Origin of the sequence: Cupriavidus nantongensis (genome assembly GCF_001598055.1) — a bacterium.
Classification (GTDB): domain Bacteria; phylum Pseudomonadota; class Gammaproteobacteria; order Burkholderiales; family Burkholderiaceae; genus Cupriavidus; species Cupriavidus nantongensis.
Window position 1 is genome coordinate 1,401,005 of sequence record NZ_CP014845.1, and the last position, 22,694, is coordinate 1,423,698.

General features: G+C 67.3%; 17 protein-coding genes and 1 pseudogene. 13 read left to right on the plus strand and 5 right to left on the minus strand.

The window, feature by feature from the left end:
• Positions 1-76: 76 nt before the first annotated feature.
• Together A2G96_RS27320 and A2G96_RS27325 are read right to left on the minus strand one after the other, a co-directional pair.
• Positions 77-853: an Hpt domain-containing protein gene (locus A2G96_RS27320; RefSeq protein ID WP_082819116.1), complete on the minus strand. Its 777-nt coding sequence runs from the start codon at positions 851-853 to the stop codon at positions 77-79.
• Positions 810-1,433: a response regulator transcription factor gene (locus A2G96_RS27325; protein WP_062804161.1), complete on the minus strand. Its 624-nt coding sequence runs from the start codon at positions 1,431-1,433 to the stop codon at positions 810-812. The genes A2G96_RS27320 and A2G96_RS27325 overlap by 44 nt, the downstream gene beginning before the upstream one ends.
• Before the next feature lie 617 nt (positions 1,434-2,050).
• Here A2G96_RS27325 and A2G96_RS27330 point away from each other — a divergent pair.
• Positions 2,051-3,877 (plus strand): PAS domain-containing hybrid sensor histidine kinase/response regulator, encoded by a 1,827-nt coding sequence (locus A2G96_RS27330; RefSeq protein ID WP_231909668.1) that lies wholly within the window; start codon positions 2,051-2,053, stop codon positions 3,875-3,877.
• Positions 3,878-3,887: 10 nt separating this feature from the next.
• Here A2G96_RS27330 and A2G96_RS27335 read toward each other — a convergent pair whose 3' ends face one another.
• Positions 3,888-4,361, minus strand: coding sequence for an Lrp/AsnC family transcriptional regulator (locus A2G96_RS27335; protein ID WP_018007494.1), 474 nt, complete (start codon positions 4,359-4,361; stop codon positions 3,888-3,890).
• 237 nt (positions 4,362-4,598) lie between these two features.
• Between A2G96_RS27335 and hppD the strand changes: the two genes are divergently transcribed.
• From hppD to A2G96_RS27375, 8 genes are all read left to right on the plus strand, one after another.
• The gene (gene hppD / locus A2G96_RS27340) at positions 4,599-5,678 is read left to right on the plus strand and encodes a 4-hydroxyphenylpyruvate dioxygenase (protein ID WP_062803298.1); all 1,080 of its coding nucleotides are present in this window, start codon (positions 4,599-4,601) and stop codon (positions 5,676-5,678) included.
• A gap of 182 nt (positions 5,679-5,860) precedes the next feature.
• Entirely contained in the window at positions 5,861-7,255 is a 1,395-nt protein-coding gene (locus A2G96_RS27345) for an amino acid permease (protein WP_062803299.1), read from the plus strand.
• A 114-nt stretch (positions 7,256-7,369) separates the two neighbouring features.
• Positions 7,370-8,566 (plus strand): amino acid aminotransferase, encoded by a 1,197-nt coding sequence (locus A2G96_RS27350; protein ID WP_062803300.1) that lies wholly within the window; start codon positions 7,370-7,372, stop codon positions 8,564-8,566.
• Positions 8,567-8,805: 239 nt separating this feature from the next.
• Positions 8,806-9,378 (plus strand): 2Fe-2S iron-sulfur cluster-binding protein, encoded by a 573-nt coding sequence (locus tag A2G96_RS27355; protein WP_062803301.1) that lies wholly within the window; start codon positions 8,806-8,808, stop codon positions 9,376-9,378.
• A gap of 8 nt (positions 9,379-9,386) precedes the next feature.
• Positions 9,387-10,385 carry an FAD binding domain-containing protein gene (locus A2G96_RS27360; protein ID WP_062803302.1) on the plus strand — a complete coding sequence of 333 codons (999 nt, stop codon included), beginning with the start codon at positions 9,387-9,389 and terminating at the stop codon, positions 10,383-10,385.
• Positions 10,382-12,601: a xanthine dehydrogenase family protein molybdopterin-binding subunit gene (locus tag A2G96_RS27365; protein ID WP_062803303.1), complete on the plus strand. Its 2,220-nt coding sequence runs from the start codon at positions 10,382-10,384 to the stop codon at positions 12,599-12,601. The genes A2G96_RS27360 and A2G96_RS27365 overlap by 4 nt, the downstream gene beginning before the upstream one ends.
• Positions 12,602-12,651: 50 nt before the next feature.
• A complete protein-coding gene (locus tag A2G96_RS27370) occupies positions 12,652-13,605 on the plus strand; it encodes a MipA/OmpV family protein (protein ID WP_062803304.1) in 954 nt (317 codons plus the stop codon).
• 173 nt (positions 13,606-13,778) lie between these two features.
• Positions 13,779-14,780, plus strand: a complete 1,002-nt coding sequence (locus tag A2G96_RS27375; protein ID WP_062803305.1) for a Bug family tripartite tricarboxylate transporter substrate binding protein — start codon at positions 13,779-13,781, stop codon at positions 14,778-14,780.
• A 45-nt stretch (positions 14,781-14,825) separates the two neighbouring features.
• Here the strand turns inward: A2G96_RS27375 and A2G96_RS27380 are convergent.
• Positions 14,826-17,069, minus strand: a pseudogene (locus tag A2G96_RS27380) (TonB-dependent receptor).
• Between the two features lie 277 nt (positions 17,070-17,346).
• Here A2G96_RS27380 and A2G96_RS27385 point away from each other — a divergent pair.
• The 3 genes from A2G96_RS27385 to rocF all read left to right on the plus strand — a co-directional run bounded on the left by A2G96_RS27385 (position 17,347) and on the right by rocF (position 19,350).
• Positions 17,347-17,721, plus strand: coding sequence for a VOC family protein (locus A2G96_RS27385; protein ID WP_062803306.1), 375 nt, complete (start codon positions 17,347-17,349; stop codon positions 17,719-17,721).
• A gap of 139 nt (positions 17,722-17,860) precedes the next feature.
• The gene (locus tag A2G96_RS27390; protein WP_062803307.1) at positions 17,861-18,316 is read left to right on the plus strand and encodes a universal stress protein; all 456 of its coding nucleotides are present in this window, start codon (positions 17,861-17,863) and stop codon (positions 18,314-18,316) included.
• A 113-nt stretch (positions 18,317-18,429) separates the two neighbouring features.
• The gene (gene rocF, locus A2G96_RS27395; protein ID WP_062803308.1) at positions 18,430-19,350 is read left to right on the plus strand and encodes an arginase; all 921 of its coding nucleotides are present in this window, start codon (positions 18,430-18,432) and stop codon (positions 19,348-19,350) included.
• Between the two features lie 152 nt (positions 19,351-19,502).
• Here rocF and A2G96_RS27400 read toward each other — a convergent pair whose 3' ends face one another.
• The gene (locus tag A2G96_RS27400) at positions 19,503-21,554 is read right to left on the minus strand and encodes a putative bifunctional diguanylate cyclase/phosphodiesterase (protein WP_062803309.1); all 2,052 of its coding nucleotides are present in this window, start codon (positions 21,552-21,554) and stop codon (positions 19,503-19,505) included.
• Between the two features lie 511 nt (positions 21,555-22,065).
• Between A2G96_RS27400 and A2G96_RS27405 the strand changes: the two genes are divergently transcribed.
• Positions 22,066-22,689, plus strand: coding sequence for a TetR/AcrR family transcriptional regulator (locus A2G96_RS27405; protein ID WP_062803310.1), 624 nt, complete (start codon positions 22,066-22,068; stop codon positions 22,687-22,689).
• Positions 22,690-22,694: the final 5 nt, after the last annotated feature.

Sequence of the window (22,694 nt, forward strand, 5' to 3'; positions counted from 1 at the left end):
GCACGCCCTGTTTCCATTCAAGGCACCAGAATAATCAAGCGCCGGGATCGCGCCAATTCGGTGTATTCCCGCTGTGCTATTTTTGCGAAGGGTTATCGGAATGCTTTGCCGACGGCAGGCTGGCCAGCAGCGCGAGCAGCCGTGCCGCCGTTGGCACCACGATCGCCGCCAGCGCCGCGGCCGTGCCCGCATCGCCGTCGCGGGCGGCATGCTCGAGCCGCTGCGCCGTCAGCCGCAGCGCATGGCAGCCGACATAGTGGGCGGAGGCCTTGAGCCGGTGCGCGACGCCCCGGACGGTCTCCAGGTCGGGCCCGGCCCGGCGCAGTTGCGCCAGGTCGTCGCGGGTCGAGGTCACCAGCGCCTGCAGCAGTTCCCTGGCGAATGCCGGATTGCCGAAGGTCTGCGCGGCAATGGCCCCGGCGATGCCGGCGGCCTCGCGCGCGGACAGCGCCACGTAGTGCTGACCGGCCAGCATGGCGAGCAACGTCGCTTCGGTGACCGGCGCGGGCAGAGTGGCCACGTCGGCGTCCGCGCCAGCCACCGGCACCGCGCACGGCGGCAACACCACGGCGCAAATCGCGCCGCGAATGCGCCACGTGTGCATCAGCGAGGCAGGCACGCCGGCAGCGGCACTCGCCATCACCAGTTCGACATCGGCGGCCATATCCGCCTGCGGCGCGCCCACGTCGATCCGCACCACAAAGCCGAGGTCACGCAGGGTCCGGGCGGCATCCGCCAGCCAGCCTGAATCCCCGGACGATGCCAGTAACAGGGCCCGGGGGCCGGACTGCGCTTCAGCCGCGTCCACGCTATCCCACCGCAATATGGTGGCGCCGCGCAAAATCGATGACATCGACAATCGATTTCGCACCCAGTTTTTCCATCACCCGGGTCTTGTGCGTGCTGACGGTCTTGTTGGAAATAAACAGGACCTGTCCGATCTCCTTGTTCGACATGCCCTTGGCCAGCATCTGCATGACCACCAGTTCCTTGTCCGACAGCGAGGCCAGGCGCTCGGCTTCGTCGGCCAGCCCGGATTTGCCGTGGTCGATCTCCGGCATCACCGTATAGCCCGCCAGCACCGACTCCGTGCACCGCACGATTTCGGCCAGCTCCTGCGTCTTGCTGACAAAGCCATGGGCGCCGGCATGGCGCGCGCGGGGCGCGAAGGCGTTCTGGTCCTGGCCAGAGATCACCAGGATGCGCACCGTGGGATGGCTGGCCTTGAGGCGCGGAATCACGTCCAGCCCGTTGATCTTGGGAATATCCAGATCCAGGATGACCACGTCCGGCATGTATTGCCGCACGATCTCGATGGCCGCCTGGCCATTGTCCGCCTCGAGCACGTGGGTGATGCCCAGCACCTGGGAAAAGTGCGTCTTGAGTACGGCGCGCACGGGCGGGTGGTCATCGACGATCAGGATTGTGGTCAAGCTGTACTCCGTTGCAAACATCGCGTTTTCCGCGCGAGCGGGCACATCATTGTGCTAAGCCTTTGCGCCTTACGAAACCAGAAATTTCCGAGGCAGGGGTGGTTTCTTCCGAAAGGCCGCGCTTGCCATAGGGCGCCGCCGCTCATGTGATGCACCGCAAACGTGCCGGCATTGCAGTGCCGCCGACATGCTTCCCATCGCGGCGCAAGCGGGCCCAGATTGTGTTCTATATGTGGCGCGGCAGTCGACAAAGTGCCGGCGATTTCGAAATTTCTGTATCAATTTCAGATTCGTCCTAATGAGATGGCGGGCCCGCGCCACTAGAGTGAAAACACTAAACCGATCTCGCTACCCGTTTGCCGTACCGTCCGCTCTCTTCCCTCGCTAACGTTTCGCCACCCGTCATCACGCGCCCGCCTAGCGCAGCTGTCGATTCCCCCCAACCCGCCCGGGCCCCGGCACGGACCGGCCGAAGCCCCCGCGCGCTGCGGCTTGCGTGCGCCATCGCGCTGGCCATCGGCCTTTCGCGTGGCGGGGTTGGCGCTGCGCTGGCCGCAACCGGGCCGGCGCCCGATTCGCATGCGCAATGGCTGGGCTGGTCCACCGCGGTGTTCTGCGTGCTTACCCCTTGCCTGCTGGCCTGGATCATTGCGCTGTACCGCGAGGTGCGCCGGCGCCGGGCCGCCGAGGCCGCGCTGAAGGACTGTGTCGCAATCCAGACCGCGCTGCTCGACGGCATACCCCAACCGGTCTATCTGCGCGATGCCCGGCTGCGGCTCGTCGCCTGCAACCGCAGCTATGAGGAACTGCTGGGCGCCAGCCGCGGCACCCTGGTGGGGCAGCCGCTGCACGCACTGCAGGCGTCACACCCCTTCGCCCTCGACATGGCGGAACTGGCGCAGGACTACCGCCAGGTCATCGAAGACGGCGCGCCGCTGCGCACCGACCGATGCCTGCACCTGGGCGGCCGTACCCTGCATGTGCTGAACTGGCTGACCCCGCTGCGCGGCGCCGACGGCACCGTCAAGGGTTTGGCCGGCGGCTGCGTCGACCTGACCGAGCGCCACCAGATGCTGGCCGAGCTGGCGCAGGCCAAGACCGAGGCCGAAGCCGCCAACCGCGCCAAGTCCGCGTTCCTGGCGACGGTCAGCCATGAGATCCGCACGCCGATGAATGCCGTCACCGGCATGCTCGAGCTGACGCTGGCGCAAAGCCAGCTGCCGGACGAGCAGCGGCTGCAGCTGGTCACCGCGCACAGGTCGGCACTGGGGCTGCTGGCGCTGATCGACGACATCCTCGACCTGTCCAAGCTGGAGGCGGGCAAGTTCAGCATCCATCCGGCGCCCGCGTCGCTGTCAGCGCTGGTCGACGATACCCTGTTGATCTTCGGGCCCGTGGCCGCGCAAAAAGGCCTGCCCCTGACCAGCGGCGTCAGCGCCGCGCTGGCGCCGCTGCATCAGGTCGACGCGCTGCGCTTCCGGCAGATCCTGGCCAACCTGGTGTCGAATGCGGTGCGCTTTACCGACAGCGGCACGGTCCACGTTCGCCTGGATGCGCAGGCGCCGTGCGACGGCGTCCAGCACGTCGTGCTGACCGTTTCCGACACCGGCGTGGGCATTCCCTTCGAAGCCCAGGCCCGGCTGTTCCAGCCGTTCGAGCAGGTGCACGGCTGCGCGCGCACCCATGCCGGCGGCACCGGGCTGGGTTTGGCGATCTGCCGGCGCCTGGCCACGGCCATGGGCGGCCGCATCACGCTGACCAGCCAGCCGGGCCGGGGCACGCGCGTGGTGGTGTCACTGCCGCTGGCCATCGCCAGCGCGCCGCAACCGGCCGAGCCGGCCGAGCCAGCGCCGCTGTCGCCTATGGCCGGTTGCCCGCGGCGCAATGCCAGCATCCTGGTGATCGACGACCACGCCCCCAACCGCCTGCTGCTGCAGCGCCAGCTGGAACACCTGGGACACCGCGTGAGCACGGCGTGCGATGGCTGCGAAGCGCTGGCCGCGCTGGAGCGCGCCAGCTTCGACGTGATCGTTTGCGACTGCGCCATGCCGGTGATGGACGGCCTCGCCTTCACGCGCGCGGTGCGGGCCCGCGACGATGCGCACCGCGGCGTGCCCATCGTCGGCTGCACCGCGAGCGCCGTGGCCAGCGACCACGCCGCGGCGCTGGCCGCGGGCATGAACGCCGTGGTGGTCAAGCCGGTGGGCTTGCAGGCGCTGGATGCCGCCGTCGCGCAAGCCTGCGGCGGCCGGCCTCAGCCGTCCAGGGCGCCGGAGCCGGAACCAACCGGCCCCGCGCCCGGGCAAGACCCGGCGGCCTCCACCGGCACGGTGAGCGGCGACGGTTCCCGCTACGAAGCCGCCCCTGGCGCGCGGGCATCGTGGTGTGCGGTCTGCCGCGCGATGAACGTGCAGTGCGACCGCATCGCGCTGCCCGAGGACTGACCGGTCCGCTTCAGGGCTCCATCGGCACCGCGCTGGTGCACTTGATCTCGTCCAGGCACACGCTCGACTTCACGCCGCTGACGCCCGGAATGCGCATCAGCGTATCGAGCAGGAAGTCGGACAGCGATTTCAGGTCGCGCGCGACCACCTTCAGCACGTAGTCGATATCGCCCGTCACCGAGAAGCACTCCTGGATCTGCGCCAGTTCCGCCACCAGCCGCTTGAAGTTGGACAGGTCGCGGATATGCCCGCGCTCCATCGTCACGTGGATAAAGGCAACCACGCCGAAGCCCAGCGCCGCCGCGTCCAGCCGCGCCTCATAGCGCTTGACCAGCCCGGCTTCTTCCAGCCGGCGGTGGCGCCGCAAGGTCTGCGCCGGCGACAGCGCGATGGCCTCGGCCAGTTCCAGGTTGGAGGCACGCCCGTGCTCCTGCAGCACCCCGAGCAAGCGGCGATCGGTGCGGTCCAGCTCGATTGATTGCACTTCGGTTTCCTCGTTTCAAGTATTCAGGAAATCAAATTTCATAATCTAGGGTTTCCCTGCCTGTTTTACGAAATCCAATTTTGCCGCCCCGAATATACACTGCATCCCAAGCAAGCGCACCGCAAACCCGTGCCGTCACGGGTCCGGTGCCGAGCCGGCTGGCCCCGGCGCGACTGCGCAAGCAAGTGCTGAAGCCACAATATTATTTCCCGCCCCTACGTTCTTACCGAGAAAGCCATGGCCGACCTGTTTGACAATCCGATGCAGCTGATGGGCTTCGAATTCGTGGAATTCGCCTCGCCCACCCCCAACCTGCTTGAGCCGCTGTTCGAGCAGATGGGCTTCACGCTGGTGGCAAAGCACCGTTCCAAGGACGTGGTGCTGTACCGCCAGGGCGAAGTGAACTTCATCGTCAACCGCGAGCCGCACAGCCACGCCGCCTACTTTGCCGCCGAGCACGGCCCGAGCGCCTGCGGCATGGCTTTCCGCGTCAAGGATTCGCACAAGGCCTACGCCCGCGCGCTGGCACTGGGCGCGCAGCCGGTCGAGATCCCGACCGGCCCGATGGAGCTGCGCCTGCCGGCGATCAAGGGCATCGGCGGCGCGCCGCTGTACCTGATCGACCGCTTCGAGGAAGGCAAGTCGATCTATGACATCGACTTCGAGTTCATCGAGGGCGTCGACCGCCACCCGGTCGGCCACGGCCTCAAGCTGATCGACCACCTGACCCACAACGTCTACCGTGGCCGCATGGCGTATTGGGCCAATTTCTACGAAAAGCTGTTCAACTTCCGGGAAATCCGCTATTTCGACATCCAGGGCGAGTACACCGGCCTGGCCTCCAAGGCCATGACCGCGCCGGATGGTAAAATCCGCATTCCGCTGAACGAGGAATCGTCCAAGGGCGCCGGCCAGATCGAAGAGTTCCTGATGGCCTTCAACGGCGAGGGCATCCAGCACATCGCCTTCCTGACCGCCAACCTGATCGAGGTCATCGACCGCCTGCAACTGGCCGGCGTGCCGCTGATGACCGCGCCGAACGACTATTACTACGAGGCGCTCGACACCCGCCTGCCCGGCCACGGCCAGCCGGTCGAGCAACTGAAGTCGCGCGGCATCCTGCTGGACGGCACCACCGAAGGCGGCAAGCCCCGTCTGCTGCTGCAGATCTTCTCCAAGACCGCGCTCGGCCCGGTGTTCTTCGAGTTCATCCAGCGCCAGGGCGACGAAGGCTTCGGCGAAGGCAACTTCAAGGCACTGTTCGAGTCGCTGGAACGCGACCAGATCGAACGCGGCACGCTCAAGGTCGAGGCCTGACCGGCATCGGCCCGCACTGACCGGCCGCCTTCGACGGCGCGCCGGTCCGGCAACGCGCACGCCCCGCGCGGCAGACACCCTGCCGCGCGCGCGGCGACGACCCCCAGGCCCAAGCGTCCGACTCCCACAACAGCCAGAGACGCGGGCCCGCATTCCATGAGAATGGGTAGAGGAAACACTGCATGCATTCCAGCAACAACGACGGCTCGCTCAAGCGCGGGCTGAAGAACCGGCACATCCAGCTGATCGCCCTGGGTGGCGCCATCGGCACCGGACTTTTCCTGGGCATCGCCCAGACCATCAAGATGGCGGGACCGTCGGTCCTGCTGGGCTATGCCATCGCCGGCATCGTCGCCTTCTTCATCATGCGACAGCTCGGCGAGATGGTGGTGGACGAGCCCGTCGCCGGCTCGTTCAGCTACTTCGCCGACAAGTACTGCGGCCACTTCGCCGGCTTCCTGTCGGGGTGGAACTACTGGGTGCTGTATATCCTGGTGAGCATGGCCGAACTGTCCGCGGTCGGCATCTACGTGCAGTACTGGTGGCCGGAGACTCCCACCTGGGTCTCGGCGCTGGCGTTCTTCGTCATCATCAACGCGATCAACCTGGCGAGCGTGAAGTCCTTCGGCGAGATGGAATTCTGGTTCTCGATCATCAAGGTCGCGGCGATCATCGGCATGATCGGCTTCGGCGGCTACCTGCTGCTGTCCGGCAACGCCGGCCCGCAGGCCAGCGTGGCCAACCTGTGGCAGCACGGCGGCTTCTTCCCCAACGGCATGGGCGGCCTGGTGATGGCGATGGCGGTGATCATGTTCTCGTTCGGCGGCCTGGAGCTGGTGGGCATCACCGCGGCCGAGGCGGACTCCCCCGAGAAGACCATCCCCAAGGCCACCAACCAGGTGATCTACCGCATCCTGATCTTCTACGTGGGCGCGCTGGCGGTGCTGCTGTCGCTGTACCCGTGGGAGAACGTGGTCACCGGCGGCAGCCCGTTCGTGCTGATCTTCCACGCGCTCAACAGCAACTGGGTGGCCAACGTGCTGAACGTGGTGGTGCTGACCGCGGCGCTGTCGGTCTACAACAGCGGCGTGTACTGCAACAGCCGCATGCTGTACGGCCTGGCTAAACAAGGCAACGCCCCCAAGGCGCTGCTCAAGGTCAACCAGCGCGGCATCCCGCTGACGGCGCTGGCGTTCTCGGCGGTGGCCACCGCGGCCTGCGTGGTGATCAACTACTTCATGCCGGGCAAGGCCTTCGAGCTGCTGATGGGGCTGGTGGTGTCGGCGCTGATCATCAACTGGGCCATGATCAGCCTGATCCACCTGAAGTTCCGCGCCGACAAGCGCAAGGCCGGCCAGGCCACGGCGTTCCAGAGCTGGGGCTATCCGCTGACCAACTACCTGTGCCTGGTGTTCCTGGCCGGCATCCTGGTGGTGATGTACCTGACCGAAGGCCTGCGCATCTCGGTGTACCTGATCCCGGTGTGGCTGGTGGTGCTCGGCGTGAGCTACCTGGTGCGCCAGAAGAAGGCCGGCGCCGCGCTGCAGGCCGGCGTGGCCGCGCAGCAGCTGCGCTGAGCGGCCCCCAGCCAGGGTGGCGCCTGCAGGCTGCGGGCGCCACCGGTTAAAATCCCGGGCTGCGCGGCGCCTTGCGCCGCGGCAGCCGCCCCCGACCCAACCCCATCGCATCCCATGTTCGCACACATCGAGGCCTTTCCCGGCGATCCGATCCTCTCGCTCAACGAGGACTTCCAGCGCGACCCGCGCACCGACAAGGTCAACCTCAGCATCGGCATCTACTTCGACGACGACGGCCGCCTGCCGGTGATGCAGGCGGTGGCGCAGGCCGAGGCCGCGCTGCTGGCCGACATGGGTCCGCGCCCCTACCTGCCGATGTCGGGCCTGGCGGCCTACCGCAACGCCGTGCAGGCGCTGGTGTTCGGCGAGGACTCGCCCGCGCGGGCCGCCGGCCGCATCGCCACGCTGCAGACGCTGGGCGGCTCGGGCGCGCTGCGAGTGGGTGCCGATTTCCTCAAGCGCTACTACCCGCAGGCGCAGGTGTGGATCAGCGACCCCAGCTGGGAAAACCACCGCGTGGTGTTCGAGCGCGCCGGCTTCACCGTCAATACCTACCCGTACTATGACGATGCCACCGGCGGCCTGAAGTTCGACGCCATGATCGACGCGCTGCGCGCGATCCCGGCCGGCAGCATCGTGCTGCTGCACGCCTGCTGCCACAACCCGACCGGTGTCGACCTGAACCAGGACCAGTGGCGCCAGCTGATCGCGCTGCTCAAGGCCAACAAGTTGCTGCCGTTCGTCGACATGGCCTACCAGGGCTTCGGCGCCGGCCTGGAAGACGACGCCTTCGCCATCCGCGAACTGGTGGCGCAGGACGTGCCCTGCCTGGTGGCCAACTCGTTCTCGAAGAACTTCTCGCTGTATGGCGAGCGCTGCGGCGGCCTGAGCGTGTTCTGCAACACCGCGGCCGAAGCGTCGAACGTGCTGGGCCAGCTGACCGGCGCGGTGCGCGCCAACTACAGCAACCCGCCCACGCACGGCGCGCGCGTGGTCTCGAAGGTGCTGACCACGCCCGAACTGCGCCAGCTGTGGGAACAGGAACTGGCCCAGATGTGCGGCCGCATCGCGCGCATGCGCGAGGCCATCCACCACCACCTGCGCGACCATGTCAGCGGCGAGGCGCTATCGCGCTACCTGACCCAGCGCGGCATGTTCACCTACACCGGCCTCACCGCCGACCAGGCCGAGCGCCTGCGCGAGCAGCACGGCGTGTACCTGCTGCGCTCGGGCCGCATGTGCGTGGCCGGCCTGAACGAGCGCAATGTCGGCATCGTGGCCAAGGCCATCGGCAGCGTGCTGAAGGGCTGAGCCCGGTCCCATACGGCCTCATGGCGGCGCCTTCGGGCGCCGTTTTTGTTTTCGGGGCCACGCTTGCGGGCAGCGTAATTTCTACACGCACCGCGTGGCGTTTTTGACGCTTGCCGCGCCGCGTTGCCGTACCGCCCACGGCGCCATGGCCGGGGCGCTGCCCGGCACTGAACTTGCAGCCTTCCGGTATTCCCGGCGCCTTCCGACGACATGCCGGGACGCCGACAGAAGGCTCGCCCATGTCCGAAGACAACGTTCCGGCCCATTGCAGCACCACCGCCCCGCCAGGCGCGGCCACCCGCGCAGTCACGCTCCATGTCAACGGCAAGCCCTGCACCCTGCAGCTGGAACCGCGCTGCACGCTGCTCGACGCGCTGCGTGAAATCCTCCACCTGACCGGCGCCAAGAAAGGCTGCGACCGCGGCCAGTGCGGCGCCTGCACGGTACTGGTCGACGGCCGTCGCATCAACGCCTGCCTGACGCTCGCGGTGATGCAGGAAGGCCGCCACATCACCACCATCGAAGGCCTGGCCAGCGGCGACACCTTGCACCCGATGCAGCAGGCCTTCGTCACCCACGACGCGCTGCAGTGCGGCTTCTGCACCCCGGGCCAGATCTGCTCGGCGGTGGGCATGCTGGCCGAGGCGCAGGCCGGCCATGCCAGCGCGGTGCTGCCACTGAGCCCGCCGCCACTGCCGCTCAACGATGACGAGATCCGCGAGCGCATGAGCGGCAACCTGTGCCGCTGCGGCGCTTACCCCAATATCGTCGCCGCGGTCCGCGCCGTTTGCGGAAACGGCGACGGCAGCTAGGGCCCGGTATGAATCCTTTCGCCTATGAACGGCCCGGCTCGGTCGACGAGGCCATGCGCCTGGGGAGCCAGCCGGGTGCCCGCTATGTGGCGGGCGGCACCAACCTGCTGGACCTGGTCAAGGCCGGCGTGGAAGCACCGCGGCTGCTGGTCGACGTCAGCCGGTTGCCGCTGGACCAGATCACGGCGCTGCCCGATGGCGGCCTGCGACTGGGCGCGATGGCCAGCAACACCGATGCGGCCAACCACGCGCTGGTGCGCGAACGCTATCCGCTGCTGGGGCAGGCGCTGCTGTCGGGCGCGTCCGGGCAGCTGCGCAATATGGCCACGGTGGGCGGCAACCTGCTGCAGCGCACTCGTTGCCACTACTTCTATGACCTGGGCTTTCCGGCCTGCAACAAGCGCAAGCCCGGCTCGGGCTGCGGCGCGCGCGACGGCATCAACCGCATCCATGCCATCCTCGGCGCCAGCGAACATTGCATCGCGGTGCATCCGTCCGACATGTGCGTGGCGCTGGCCGCGCTCGAGGCCGTGATCGTGGTGCGCGCGACCACCGGCGAGCGCCGCATCCCGATCGGCGACTTCCATCGCCTGCCCGGCGATACCCCGCAGTGCGACACCATGCTGGCGCCCGGCGAGTTGATCGTCGCCATCGACCTGCCGCCTTCGCCCTACGCCGCCCATGCGCACTACCTGAAGGTGCGCGACCGCTCCAGCTTTGCCTTCGCCCTGGTCTCGGTCGCCGCGGCGCTCGAACTCGACGGCAAGCTGGTGCACAGCGCACGGCTGGCGCTGGGCGGCGTGGCGCACAAGCCCTGGCGCGTTCCCGCAGCGGAACGCGCGCTGGCCGGCCGGCCGCTGAGCGCGCACAGCGCGGCGGACGCGGCGCGGCTGCTGCTCGACGGCGCGCACCCGTATGCGCACAACGCGTTCAAGATCGGCCTGGCTCAGAGAGCCGTCGCCCTCGCGCTGAAGGTTGCCAGCGGCCCGCCAGGAGCTTCGCCATGAGCGTGACCGGCACCCCCCTCGACCGCGTCGACGGCATCCCTAAGGTCACCGGCAGCGCCCGCTACACCGCAGACCACACGCTGCCGGGACTGGTCCATGCGGTGATGGTGACCAGCGCCATTGCCCGCGGCGAGATCGTCGCCATCGACACCGCCGCGTGCGAACGCATGCCGGGCGTGCGGCTGGTGCTGACGCCGTTCAACGCCCCGCACCTGCCCAAGGGCGGCAAGGCGGCCGCGGACATCCCCACCGCCGGCCATCTCATGAGCCTGCTGCAGGACACCACGGTCCACTACAACAACCAGCCCATCGCGGTGGTGGTGGCCGATACGCTCGAGCAGGCCCGCGACGCCGCGCGCTGCCTGCCGGTGCAATACCGGCAGGGCGATGCCGTACTGGACTTCGCGCAGGCGCGCGCGCGGGCCCGCAAGCCTGACGAGGACGAATCCGCCGACAGCCGCCGCGGCGATCCCGATGCGGGCCGGCGCGGCGCCGCAGCCGTGATCGACGCGGTCTACACCACGCCGATGGAAACCCACAACCCGATGGAGCCGCACGCCACCCTCGCCGCGTGGGACGGCGAGCAGCTGACCCTGTACGACGCGACGCAATACGTCACCGGCGTGCGCAAGGCCGTCGCGGCCGCGTTCGGCATGGCTGCCGACAAGGTGCGCGTGATCTGCCCCTACGTGGGCGGCGGCTTTGGCTGCAAGGGCTCGGTGTGGTCGCACGTGGTGCTGGCCGCGATGGCGGCGCGGCAGGTCAGCCGGCCGGTCCGGCTGGTGGTGGAACGGACCCAGATGTTCGGCCCGGTGGGCGGGCGTCCGCTGACCGAGCAGCATGTGGTCGCCGCCGCGGCGGCCGACGGCGCGCTGCAAGCCTTACGCCATGACGTGACCACATGCACTTCCACGATCGAGGAATGGGTCGAATCCGCCGCACTCATCACGCGCCGGCTCTACGCCTGTCCCAACCTGCAGACCAGCCACCGGCTGGTCGAGCTGGACATCGGCACGCCTACCTTCATGCGCGCGCCGGGTGAAGCCACCGGCAGCTTTGCGCTGGAATGCGCGCTCGACGAACTGGCGGAGCGGCTGGGGCTCGACCCGGTTGCGCTGCGCCTGCGCAACCACGCCGACACCGATCCGGACAAGCAGCTGCCGTTCTCGAGCAAGTCGCTGCGCGAGTGCTATCGCGACGCCGCCGAGCGCTTCGGCTGGGCGCGCCGCGATCCGGCCCCACGCTCGATGCGCGCCGACGGCAAGCTGGTGGGATTGGGCATGGCCACCGCCACCTATCCCACCTACCGCTCGCCGGCCAGCGCGATGGTGCGCCTGCTGCCGGACGGCACGGCGCTGGTACGCACCGGCTCGCAGGACCTCGGCACCGGCACCTATACGGTGATGACGCAGGTCGCCGCCGATGCGCTGGGCCTGCCGCCGCAACGCGTCCGCCTTGAACTCGGCGATACGGCCTTCCCCGAGGCGCCGGTGTCGGGCGGCTCGCAATCGGTGGCCAGCGTCGCACCCGCCGTGCAGCAGGCGGCCGAGGCGGCGCGGCTGCGGCTGATCCGCCAGACCGTGGCCGATACCGCCTCGCCGCTGGCGGGCGCGCCGGTAGAGGACGTCGAGATCGTCGATGGCTGGCTGCAACGCCGCTCGCAACACCGCTCGGATGTGGCGCAGCGCGAACCGATGTCCGCGCCGATCCAGCGTGCGGGCGGGCGAGCGATCGAAGCCCGCGCCAGCACCAGGCCCGGCAAGGAGCGCCAGACGTATTCCATGCACGCCTTCGGCGCGGTCTTTGCCGAAGTCCGCGTCGACCCTGAACTGGGCGAGATCCGCGTCCACCGCGTGGTGGCCAGCTACGGCGCCGGCCGGCTGCTGAACCGCAAGACCGCGCACAGCCAGCTGATGGGCGGCATCGTCTGGGGCATCGGCATGGCATTGCACGAGAAGACCGAGCTGGACCTGGCCACCGGGCGCGTCGCCAACGCCAACCTGGCCGAGTACCACGTGCCGGTCAATGCCGACATCGGCTCCATCGAGGTCACGGTGGTGGACGAGGACGATCGGCATATCAACGCCCTGGGCACCAAGGGCATCGGCGAGATCGGCATCGTCGGCGTGGCCGCCGCGATTGCCAATGCCGTGTACCACGCTACCGGCCGGCGCGTGCGCGACTTGCCGATCACGCTGGACAAGCTGCTCGACTGAACGCCCTCCCGTCACCAGGCAGAATCTGCAGGCGCCGCGGTGGCTGCACCATGGTTGCGCCGGCCGCGATCCGGTGGAAAGATGTCGTCCACGGGCCCCGCGCCCCCAATCTGGCTGCCCGCCATGCGGGCATGGAGGCTGCCGTGACCGAGCGAATTCCACCGCGTACTTCCTCGTGCATCGCCCTGCTGCTGGCCACCGGCGCGCTGCTGACCGCGGGCCCGGCCAGCGCCCAGACGCCGGCACCGCTGGCCGAATGGCAGTTCTCCGCCGGCATCCCGCTGCAGAAGCTGTTCCAGGACGACATCCCCGACTGGCAGGTCCGGCTTGGCGCCGCCGCGATGCTGCGGCCGCGCTACGACGGCTCGTCCGAGTACATCGTGATCGGCGGCCCCAGCATCGATATCCGCTACCGCGACCTTGCCTTTGCGTCGATCGGCGAAGGGCTGGGCGTGAACCTGCTGCGCGGCAGGAACTGGCGCGCCGGCATCGCCCTGACCTACAACCTGGGCCGGCGCGGCCAGGAAGATTCGCCGCACCTGGACGGCATGGGCAATATCAACCCGGCGCCGGAAGGCAAGCTGTTCGCCGAATACGCAATCTCGAAAGCATTCCCGCTGGTGCTGCGCATCGACGCGCGCCGCAGCCTGGGCGGCAGCGACGGCTGGGTCGGCGATATCGGCGCCTATATGCCGCTGCCCGGCAGCTCGGAGCGATTCTTCTGGTTCGCCGGCCCCACCGTCACGCTGGCCGACTCGCGCTACATGAACGCCTGGTACGGCGTCAGCGCCGCGCAGGCGCGCGCTGGCAGGCCGCAGTACCACGCGCGCGGCGGCATCAAGTCATACGGCTTCGGCGTGACCTCGGTGTGGTACTTCGCCAAACACTGGTTTGCCAGCTCTGACGTGGCCGTGTCGCAACTCGCCGGCGATGCGGCCGACAGCCCGATCACGCGCAAGCGCACCAACGCGGTGTTCGACCTGTCGGTCAACTATGAATTCTGACGATCATCACTGCCAGCCTGGTTCGGCTATCGCACATTGGATGGCCCGCATCCCTGATTCAGCCGCCCCCAGTGCGGCACCGCACAGACTGCGTCCCGCATAATTGGCCGGCCGGAGCTCCGGCCGCAGGCCCCGCCAGGGGATTGCCAAGCATGCCAAAGAAGGAGACGTAGTTGAAGTCCAGCATCAAGCATCGCGTCGCGCGCAGCGCGCGTTCCATCGCCATCGCCGTTGCCGGCGTGGCCGCCATCCACACCGCCCCCACTGCCCTTGCCGCCGACGCGTGGCCGGCCAAGCCGATCAAGGTGATCGTGCCCTATACCCCGGGCGGCTCCACCGACACGGTCTCGCGGGTCGTGTTCGAGCAGGTCTCGCAACGGCTGGGCCAGCCCATCATCATCGAAAACAAGCCCGGTGCCAACAGCACGCTGGGCGTCGGCGTGGCTGCGCGCTCGGCGCCGGACGGCTACACCTTTGTCTCGGTGCTGGCGGCCTACAGCGCCAATATGTCGCTGTATTCCAAGCTCAGCTACAAGCCCGCGGACCTGGTGCCGGTGGCGGAAATGGCCGAGCTGCCGCTGTTCCTGTTCGCCAGCAAGAAGCTGCCGGTGAAGACCGTGGCCGAGCTGGTCGACTACGGCAAGAAGCATCCCGACACGCTGACCTTCGGCTCCAGCGGCGTCGGCAGTTCCGCGCACCTGACCGGCGAACGCCTGGCGATGGAATCGAAGCTCAAGCTCACCCACGTGCCCTACAACGGCAGCGCGCCGATCCTGCCGGCACTGGTGTCGGGCGAGGTCTCGGTGGCGTTCGACCCGCTGCTGGTGCCGATGCCGCACGTCAAGTCCGGCAAGATCAACGTGCTGGCCGTGGCCTCGGCCAAGCGCTGGCCGGGCGAGCCCAACATCCCGACCATGGAAGAAGCCGGCTTCCCCGGCTTCGTCATGAGCTCGTGGACCGGCCTGCTGGCGCCGGCCGGCACGCCGCAGCCGATCGTCGCGCGCATGGCCCGGGAAATCGCCGCGGCCACGCGCAGCCCGGAAGTCACGAAGAAGCTGACCGACCTGGGCTTTGTGCCGGTGGGCGGTACGCCCGAGGAGTTCCGCAAGCTGATCGAGCGCGACACCAGGCGCTACGCGGAGATCGTCAAGGCGGGCAAGATCACGCTCGACTAAGGCCTCGGGCTGGCGGCACCGGCGCCGCCAGCCACGCCGCAGCGCTTACCAGCGGTGCTGGTACATCGCCGTCAGCGTGATGCCCGCCGCCGGCAGCCGGCTGGTGTTGTTGCTGTTGCGCAGCAGCTGGCTGTACAGCGGGTAGTAGTTGCGGTTGAACAGGTTCTCGATGCCGACCGTGATCGTGTCCTTGCGCGTCAGCTCATAGCGGCTGATCAGGTCGACGGTGGTATAGCTGCCGACCTCGCGCCGGCCGAAGCTGTTCTGGCCGTTGAGGCGGTAGTCGCGGTTGGCGTAGTAGCTCAGCTGCACGCGGTTGCTCCACTGGCTCACGGGACGGAACTGCAGGTACGCCGTAACCTTGAGCGGCGGGATGCGGTAGCCGGTCATGTCCTGCATGCTGGCGCTGCCCTGCGGCCGTTCGCGCCCGTTGATCCAGGTGATGGTGCCGCCCGCGCCCCAGCGCTCGTCGTCCGAGCGGTAGTCGGCGGCCGCTTCCACGCCCGCGATGCGCTCTTCGGTGCGGGTCAGGATCAGGCCGTTGTTGAAGCTCTGCACGTCGCCCAGCTTGGACGTGGTATAGAACAGCGCCACGCTCGCCAGCGTATTGCCCAGCGCGCCGCGCCAGCCCAGTTCATAGTTGTTGGTCTTGACCGGATCGAGGCTGGACGAATTGATATCGAAGCCGGCGCGCGCATTGCGGATCTGCAGGCCGATGTCCGGCAGCTGGAAGCCCTGGCTGAACGAGGCATAGAACTCCTGCCCCTTGACCGGCGCATAGGCTGCGCCCAGGTTGAACAGCCAGGCGCCATAGTTGACCGTGCCGCCCTTGACCGTGGCCGGGTTGCTCACGCGCGATTGCGACAGCGGCACGAAATCATCGAAGCTGGCGCTGGCGCGCTCATAGCGCAGGCCGCCCTCGGCCGACCACTGCTCGCTGAACTTGTGCTGCAGCTGGCCGAAGATGCCGCCACTGCGCGTGGTCAGCGGCGGCATGTAGGTGGCCGTGCCGATGCGGTTGAAGACCAGCCCGCCGCTGCTGTCGTAGGCGCGCGGATCGAACAGGTCCAGCGGCATGTCGCTGCGCTCCTGGTTGTAGTCGGCACCCCACAGCAGCTTGGTGGCCTTGGCCTGGCCCAGCGGCGTGCTGATGGTCAGGCGCCCGCCGAACACGTCGCTGTTCTGGCTGATCTGGTCGACATTGCCGCCGCGCGTGGCCACCGCGCGCGCATCGAACGGCGGGAAACGCGTGAAATAGTCGCGGTAGTAGAACTGGCTCGATACCGTGCTGCCGAACAGGTCCTGGTGCTGGTAGTCCAGGTTGACCACGGTATTGCGCAGCTCGTTCTGGTTGTCCAGCTGCAGGCCGCGGATCGCGCGCGCGGCGGTGGAGCCGGCCGGCGCCCGTGCCACCGACGGATCGGACGCATAGTCGGTGTTCTACTTGGCCTGGTAGCGGCTGACGCTCAGCTGCAGGCGCTGCTGGCCGTCGATGCGCCAGCCCAGCTTGCCGCTCAGGTTGTAGACGTTGGAATCGAAGAGATCGCCCTGGCTGGGCTCCGGCGCAATGCGTTGGCCTTCGGCATCGTAGGGGCTGCCGATGCGCTGCGCGCCCAGGTGGAAGGCATAGTCGATCGGTCCCTGGCTGCCGGAGAAATGCTGCTGCACGTTGGCGCTCAGCCCTTCCTTGCTCAGCCGCGTCAGCGGCGTGCCCAGCGTCACCGTGGTATCCGCGCTCGGCGGCCCGCCGGCCTGGCGCGTGGTGATCGAGATGATGCCGCCGCTGGCACCCGCGCCGTAGAGCGCGCTGCTGCCGCGCAGCACTTCGATGCGCTCGATATTGCTGGGATCGATGGTCGCCAGGTTGCGCGCCGAGTCGCGGTTGGTGTTCAGCGGGATGCCGTCGACCAGCACCAGCGCGCTGCGCCCGCGCAACGTCTGGCCGAAATCCGTCACCGTGCGGCTGGAATCGGCCATGCCCGGAATGACCTTGCTCAGCATGGTGGCAAGGTTGGTCGACCCCGTGCGCAGCTCGTCCAGCTCCTCGCGCTCGATCACCGTGACCTGCCGCATCGGGTTGACCAGGTCGCTCTTGATACGGTCGACGCGCACCTCCACGGCATTCAGGCTGCCCGCTTCCACCGACGCGGCCGGCGCCTGGGCTTGAGCTTGTGCTTGGGCCTGTGCGGCCGAGACAAGCGGCAGCGTGCCCGCGATGGCACAGATCAGCAGGGACAACGGGCGAGGACGAAGGGCGAAACGGATAGAGGTGGCCGGAAGGGTTTGCATGGTGGCTGCAGGCGCGCGCGCAGGGTTTTAATGATTTGTAACAAAACCGGGAATGATAATGATTCCTGATTGTGTTAGCAAGCGCTGGTGCGGTATAGCTTATGTTTGACAAGGCATATGGCCGTGCAGGACGCGATCGGAACCTGCCCTCGTTGCCGTGATAGAGTCGGTCGTCATTCGCTGAAGCGAGCCCTATGTCGCCGCCCTCAACCAAGCAGTGCCAGGGCGGCAGCCGCCCGAGGCGCAACGCGGGCACACCAACGACTGAGGAGCCCCCATGTTTGACCACGTCAAATTCGGAGTCAGCGACTATGCAGCCAGCAAGGCGTTCTTCCTCAAAGCGCTGGAGCCGCTCGGTGTAGCGGTGGCATCGGAGGGGCCGCCGGACTACGGTGTCGAGCTCATCGGAAGGGGCAAGGCCTCGTTATGCCTGTTCCAGACCGACGAGAAGCCCGCGCATCTGCACCTGGCGTTTGTCGCAGAGACCCGGCAGCAGGTCGACGCTTTCCATCGCGCAGCACTGGCGACCGGGGCCCGGGACAATGGCGGTCCCGGGCTGCGGCCGCACTACCACGCGAACTACTATGCGGCGTTCGTCATTGGCCCTGACGGGCACAACATCGAGGTGGTTTGTCACGCGCCCGGGGTGTAACCCTTCAGATCAACAACCTGGACGCGCCAGCCCGGCCACTTCAGATTGATGCCCGTCAAGCGTGCATCCACGTCGGCATCTACGCTGAAGAATGCGCCCCAGCTTCGATCCCGCACATCCCTTCGTCAGGAGACTCATCATGTACCAGCGCATCCTGCTCGCCGTCGATGGCAGCCGTTCTTCGGACCTGGCGCTGAGCCAGGCCATCATCATCGCCAGGGCGACCGGTGCCGAGGTCAAGGCGCTGTTCGTGGCGGACGACACCGATGTCTTCTTCGAAGCCAGCTACTTCAACCCGAAGGAACTGGTCGACAACCTCATCGCGCACGGCCGCAAGGCGCTCGATGCGGCCTCCGTCAGGCTCAGCGAGGCGGGCGTGCCGCACCTGATGCAGCTGGATGAAAAGCCCGTGGCGCCGGGCCAGATCTCGTCGACCATCGTTGCCGAGGCCGATGCCTGGAATGCCGACCTGATCGTGCTGGGCACGCACGGGCGCCGCGGGGTACGGCGCCTGCTGATGGGCAGCGTATCGGAAGGCGTGCTGGCCAAGACGAACAAGCCCGTGCTGCTGGTCCGCAGCGAAATCGAAGGCTAGCTCCGAGACTGCAGGCATGTGGCTGTGGCCAGGGAGACGTAAGAACCCGCACCAGCCGGCGGGTACGAAACCTGCAAACACATGCTGGCATCCGCACTCACCGCATCCACACCATGAAACCTGTCACGCTGATTGGCGCCCCCACCGACGTCGGAGCCGGCACGCGCGGCTGCTCGATGGGCCCGGAGGCGCTGCGCGTTGCCGGCCTGGCGCAGGCGCTGTCTCGCAACAAACTGCAGGTCGAGGACGCCGGCAACCTCGACGGCCCCGCCAACCCGTGGCAGCCGCCCCGGGACGGCCTGCGCCACCTCGACGAAGTGCTGGCGTGGAACCGTGCGGTCTATGACGCCTGCCTCGGCACCCTGCAAGCCGGCCGGCTGCCGCTGCTGATGGGTGGCGACCATTGCCTGGCGATCGGCTCGATCAGCGCCGCCGCGCGCCATTGCCGTGACACCGGCAAGACCCTGATGGTGCTGTGGCTCGACGCGCACGCCGACGCCAATATCGGCACCACCACCCCTACCGGCAACATGCATGGCATGCCCGTCGCCTGCCTGTGCGGAGACGGTCCGGCACCGCTGACCACGCTGGCCGGCGCGGCGCCGGCGGTGCAGCGCAGCGCGATCCGGCAGATCGGCATCCGCAGCGTCGATGCGGAGGAAAAGCGCCGCCTGCACGAATTGCATCTGGCGGTGTACGACATGCGCTACATCGACGAGAACGGCATGCGCCACACCATGCAGCAGGCGCTGGCCGGCATCGACGCGCAGACGCACCTGCACGTCAGCTTCGACGTGGATTTCCTGGACTGCGTGATTGCGCCCGGCGTGGGCACGACCGTGCCGGGCGGGCCGACCTATCGCGAAACCCAGCTGTGCATGGAAATGATCGCCGATACCGGCCGGCTGGCATCGCTCGACGTAATGGAACTGAACCCGGCCTGCGACGTACGCAACCAGACCGCGCAGCTGGCCGTGGACCTGGTGGAAAGCCTGTTCGGGAAATCGACGCTGTGGCGTCCGCCGCCCGGCTAAAAAGTTGCACGGTGTGCCTGTCGATACTTCAAAGCCGTGCCGTATCCGCACGCCACCCTGTCGATCAAACGCCGCAAAATCTTGTCCCCAGCGTCGCCGGGCCTCATGCGGCTTGTTGAATATCTCCGAATTACCTTGTGCCGGCGCAGCTTTCAGGACGCCGGAAACGCTGCAGCGGGAGCTGGCCGGCCGAGCAGGTAGCCTTGCAGCGCATGGCAACCGAGCTTTACCAGGATGGCCTGCTGGGCCGCGGTTTCCACCCCCTCGGCGACGATCTGCAGATTCAGCGTCCTTCCCAATGCGATGATCGCGGAAATAATGGCGGCATCCTCGCCGTTCTCGGTCAGGTCGCGCACAAAGCCGCGATCGATCTTCAGCTCGCTGGCCGGCAGGCGCTTGAGATAAAGCAGGCTCGAGTGGCCGGTACCGAAGTCGTCGATGGCAATGCGCACACCCATCGCGGCAAGGCGCTGCAGGATGGCGAGGCTCTTCTCCATATTCAGCATCGCCGTCGACTCAGTGATTTCCAGGGTGAGCGCGCACGGATCGAGCCGGTGTCGTTCGATTGCGGCGTGCACCGTACCCATCAGGCCCGGGTGGGAAAACTGTGTGGTGCTGAGGTTCACCGCCATGGTCCAGTGCCTGTGGCCGGCCGCATGCCAGCGAGCGAGCTGGGCGCAGGCCTCGTCCAGTACCCAGTTGCCGATCGGCAGCATCATGCCGGTCTTCTCGGCCAGTCCCAGAAACTGGTCCGGCGTCAGCAAGCCGTGCCGTGGATGGCGCCAGCGCAACAGTGCTTCGGCGCCGATCACTTCCGTTTCGGCGGCGGAGAACTTGGGCTGATAGTGCAGCTCCAGCTGCCTCTGATGCAGCGCGCAGCGCAAGTCTTGCGCAAGTTCCAGCTGCGCCTGGACATCGCTGTTCATCGATGCCGTAAAAAAGCACGAGGCGTCGCGCCCGGATCCCTTGGCGTGATACATCGCCGCGTCGGCATTGCGCAGCAACGTGCGCTGGTCATTGCCATCATCCGGGTAGATGGCGATGCCGATGCTGGCCGAGATGCGAAGCGCGTGGTTATCGATCTCGATCGGTTCACGCAGGTCGCCAAGTATCCGCTCGGCCAGCGCCCCGGCGTCATCTGGACCATCGACGGCCGCCAGCAGCACCACCTCGTCTCCGCCCAGCCGGCCTACGATGTTGGCCGCGCCGGCAACCGTCCAGATCCGCCTTGCCGCTTCGGCCAATACGTGGTCACCGATCTGGTGGCCAAATGAATCGTTGATGACCTTGAAGCCGTCCAGGTCGATAAACAGGACCGCCAGCCGCGTACGCAGCCGCGTTGCCGCCTGCAGCGATTGCTCGAACCGGTCTTCGAAAAGCGCACGGTTGGGGAGTTTCGTCAGCTTGTCGTGCAGGGCCAGGTAGCCCAGTTCCTGGTGCGCTGCGGCCAACGAGTTGGCCAGTACGGCAGTGCGCATTTCCATGCGCAGGTCCAGTATCGACGTCAGCAGCGCCATGGCCAGCACGCAGATCGTAATCAACAGCACCGGCATGGCGAGCTCGTCGGCAGCCAGCCCGCTGGCTGCCGCGCGGCAAACGCTGCCCAGCGGAAAGCGCGCGGCGGCCATGCCCGTGTAATGCATCGCCGCGATCGCCACGCCCATCACCACTGCCGCACCCATTCGAAGATGCACGGTATGGCGCGTGTGCTGGCGCAGACGAAAGACGATCCACAACGCCGCGCCGCAAGCCGTGACGGCGATCAGGACCGAAAGGCCGAAGAGCAGCGGATCATAGTCGATGGCGGGATCCATCCGCATCGCCGCCATGCCGGTGTAGTGCATGCCCGCGACGGCGAAGCCCATCAACAGCGCCCCCAGTCCCAACCGGTTCCATGGCAGCGTCTGGCGACTCACCAGCCGCAGCGCGAACCCGGAGGCGGCCACTGCGATCAGCAGCGAATAAGTGGTCAGGGCAATGTCGTAACCCAGCGGGATTGGCAGGCGAAATGCCAGCATGCCGACAAAATGCATGGACCAGATGCCGAGCCCCATGGCCAGTGCCCCGGCAGCCAGCCACATCTGCGCCGCATGGCCCCGCGCCACCGTCAACCGGCCAACCAGGGTGAGCGCCGTATAAGAAGCCATCGCCGCGACAAGCACGGAAAACAGTACGAGTAACTTGTCGTAGCTATGGACGAGCATCGAAGTGGAAGCGGAGACGCAGGAATGGGGGCACGGGCATGGCAGCGTGGTACCTGTGCAAAACCCGCGATTATGGCGCACAACGCGGGTCGGGTCGCCGCTCCACGTAAAACGCTAATCCGGCGCTTGCCGGGTGCGGGGCGCAACCATAGGCAGGATGGGTTGGAAGGCCGCCGTGGGTGGAGGGCAAACCGGCGTCAGGGTCCGCAAGGCGCCTCATGGCACTGGAGATGTTTGATACAACCCGTATCAAGAAAGGCCCGGCATCAGGGACTGATGCCGGGCGAAGCCAGCCGCTAGGGGAAGCGGATCTGCCATCGCAGCGTGGATTCACGCTGCCAGGTGGCGTTTGGAATTTAGCGCAACGGCGCCAGAGCGATTGCAAACGAATGTAAAGTGCAGGCGCCTGCTACCGGTGCCAGGTCGTCAAGTTCAAGGACGCCGCCATGACGAAGCTCCGATCAGGTGTTATATTGGGAGCCATCGTTTCCTAATTTGCCCGTCTGGCAGCATGACCGTACCCCAGCCACAAGTCCCCACGCGCTCGCGTTCCCGCGGCCGCCCGCGCGAGTTCAACGTCGACCAGGCGCTGGATCGGGCTGTGCGCGTGTTCAGCGAACACGGTTACCACGGCGCTTCTATCTCCGACCTGACCCGCGCCATGCGTCTCGCCCAGGGCAGTCTCTACAAGGCGTTCAAGGACAAGCAATCGCTGTTCCTGGCGGCGTTCGATCGCTACCGCGCGCAGCGGTCGGAGAAGCTGCACCGGGCCATCGACAAGGCCGGCACCGGGCTGGAACGCCTGCGCGCCACGCTGGACTTCTATGCCGACTCCGCGCAGGGCGCCACTGGCCGGCAAGGTTGCCTGGTCGTCGGCAGCGCGGTGGAACTGTCGGCATTCGACAAACCGGTTGCCAGCCACATCGCCGCCGCGATGTCGCGCAACGAGGCGTTGCTGGCCGACCTGATCCGCCAGGGCCAGCAAGACGGCTCGATCCCGGCCCATGTGGACGTCGAAGCGACCGCGCGGATGCTGTTGTGCCTGACGCAAGGCATGCGGGTCGTCGGCAAGACCGGACGCAGCCGCGAACAGATGCAAGCCGTGGCGACGGCTGCGCTGCAGGTATTAGCCTGAAAATT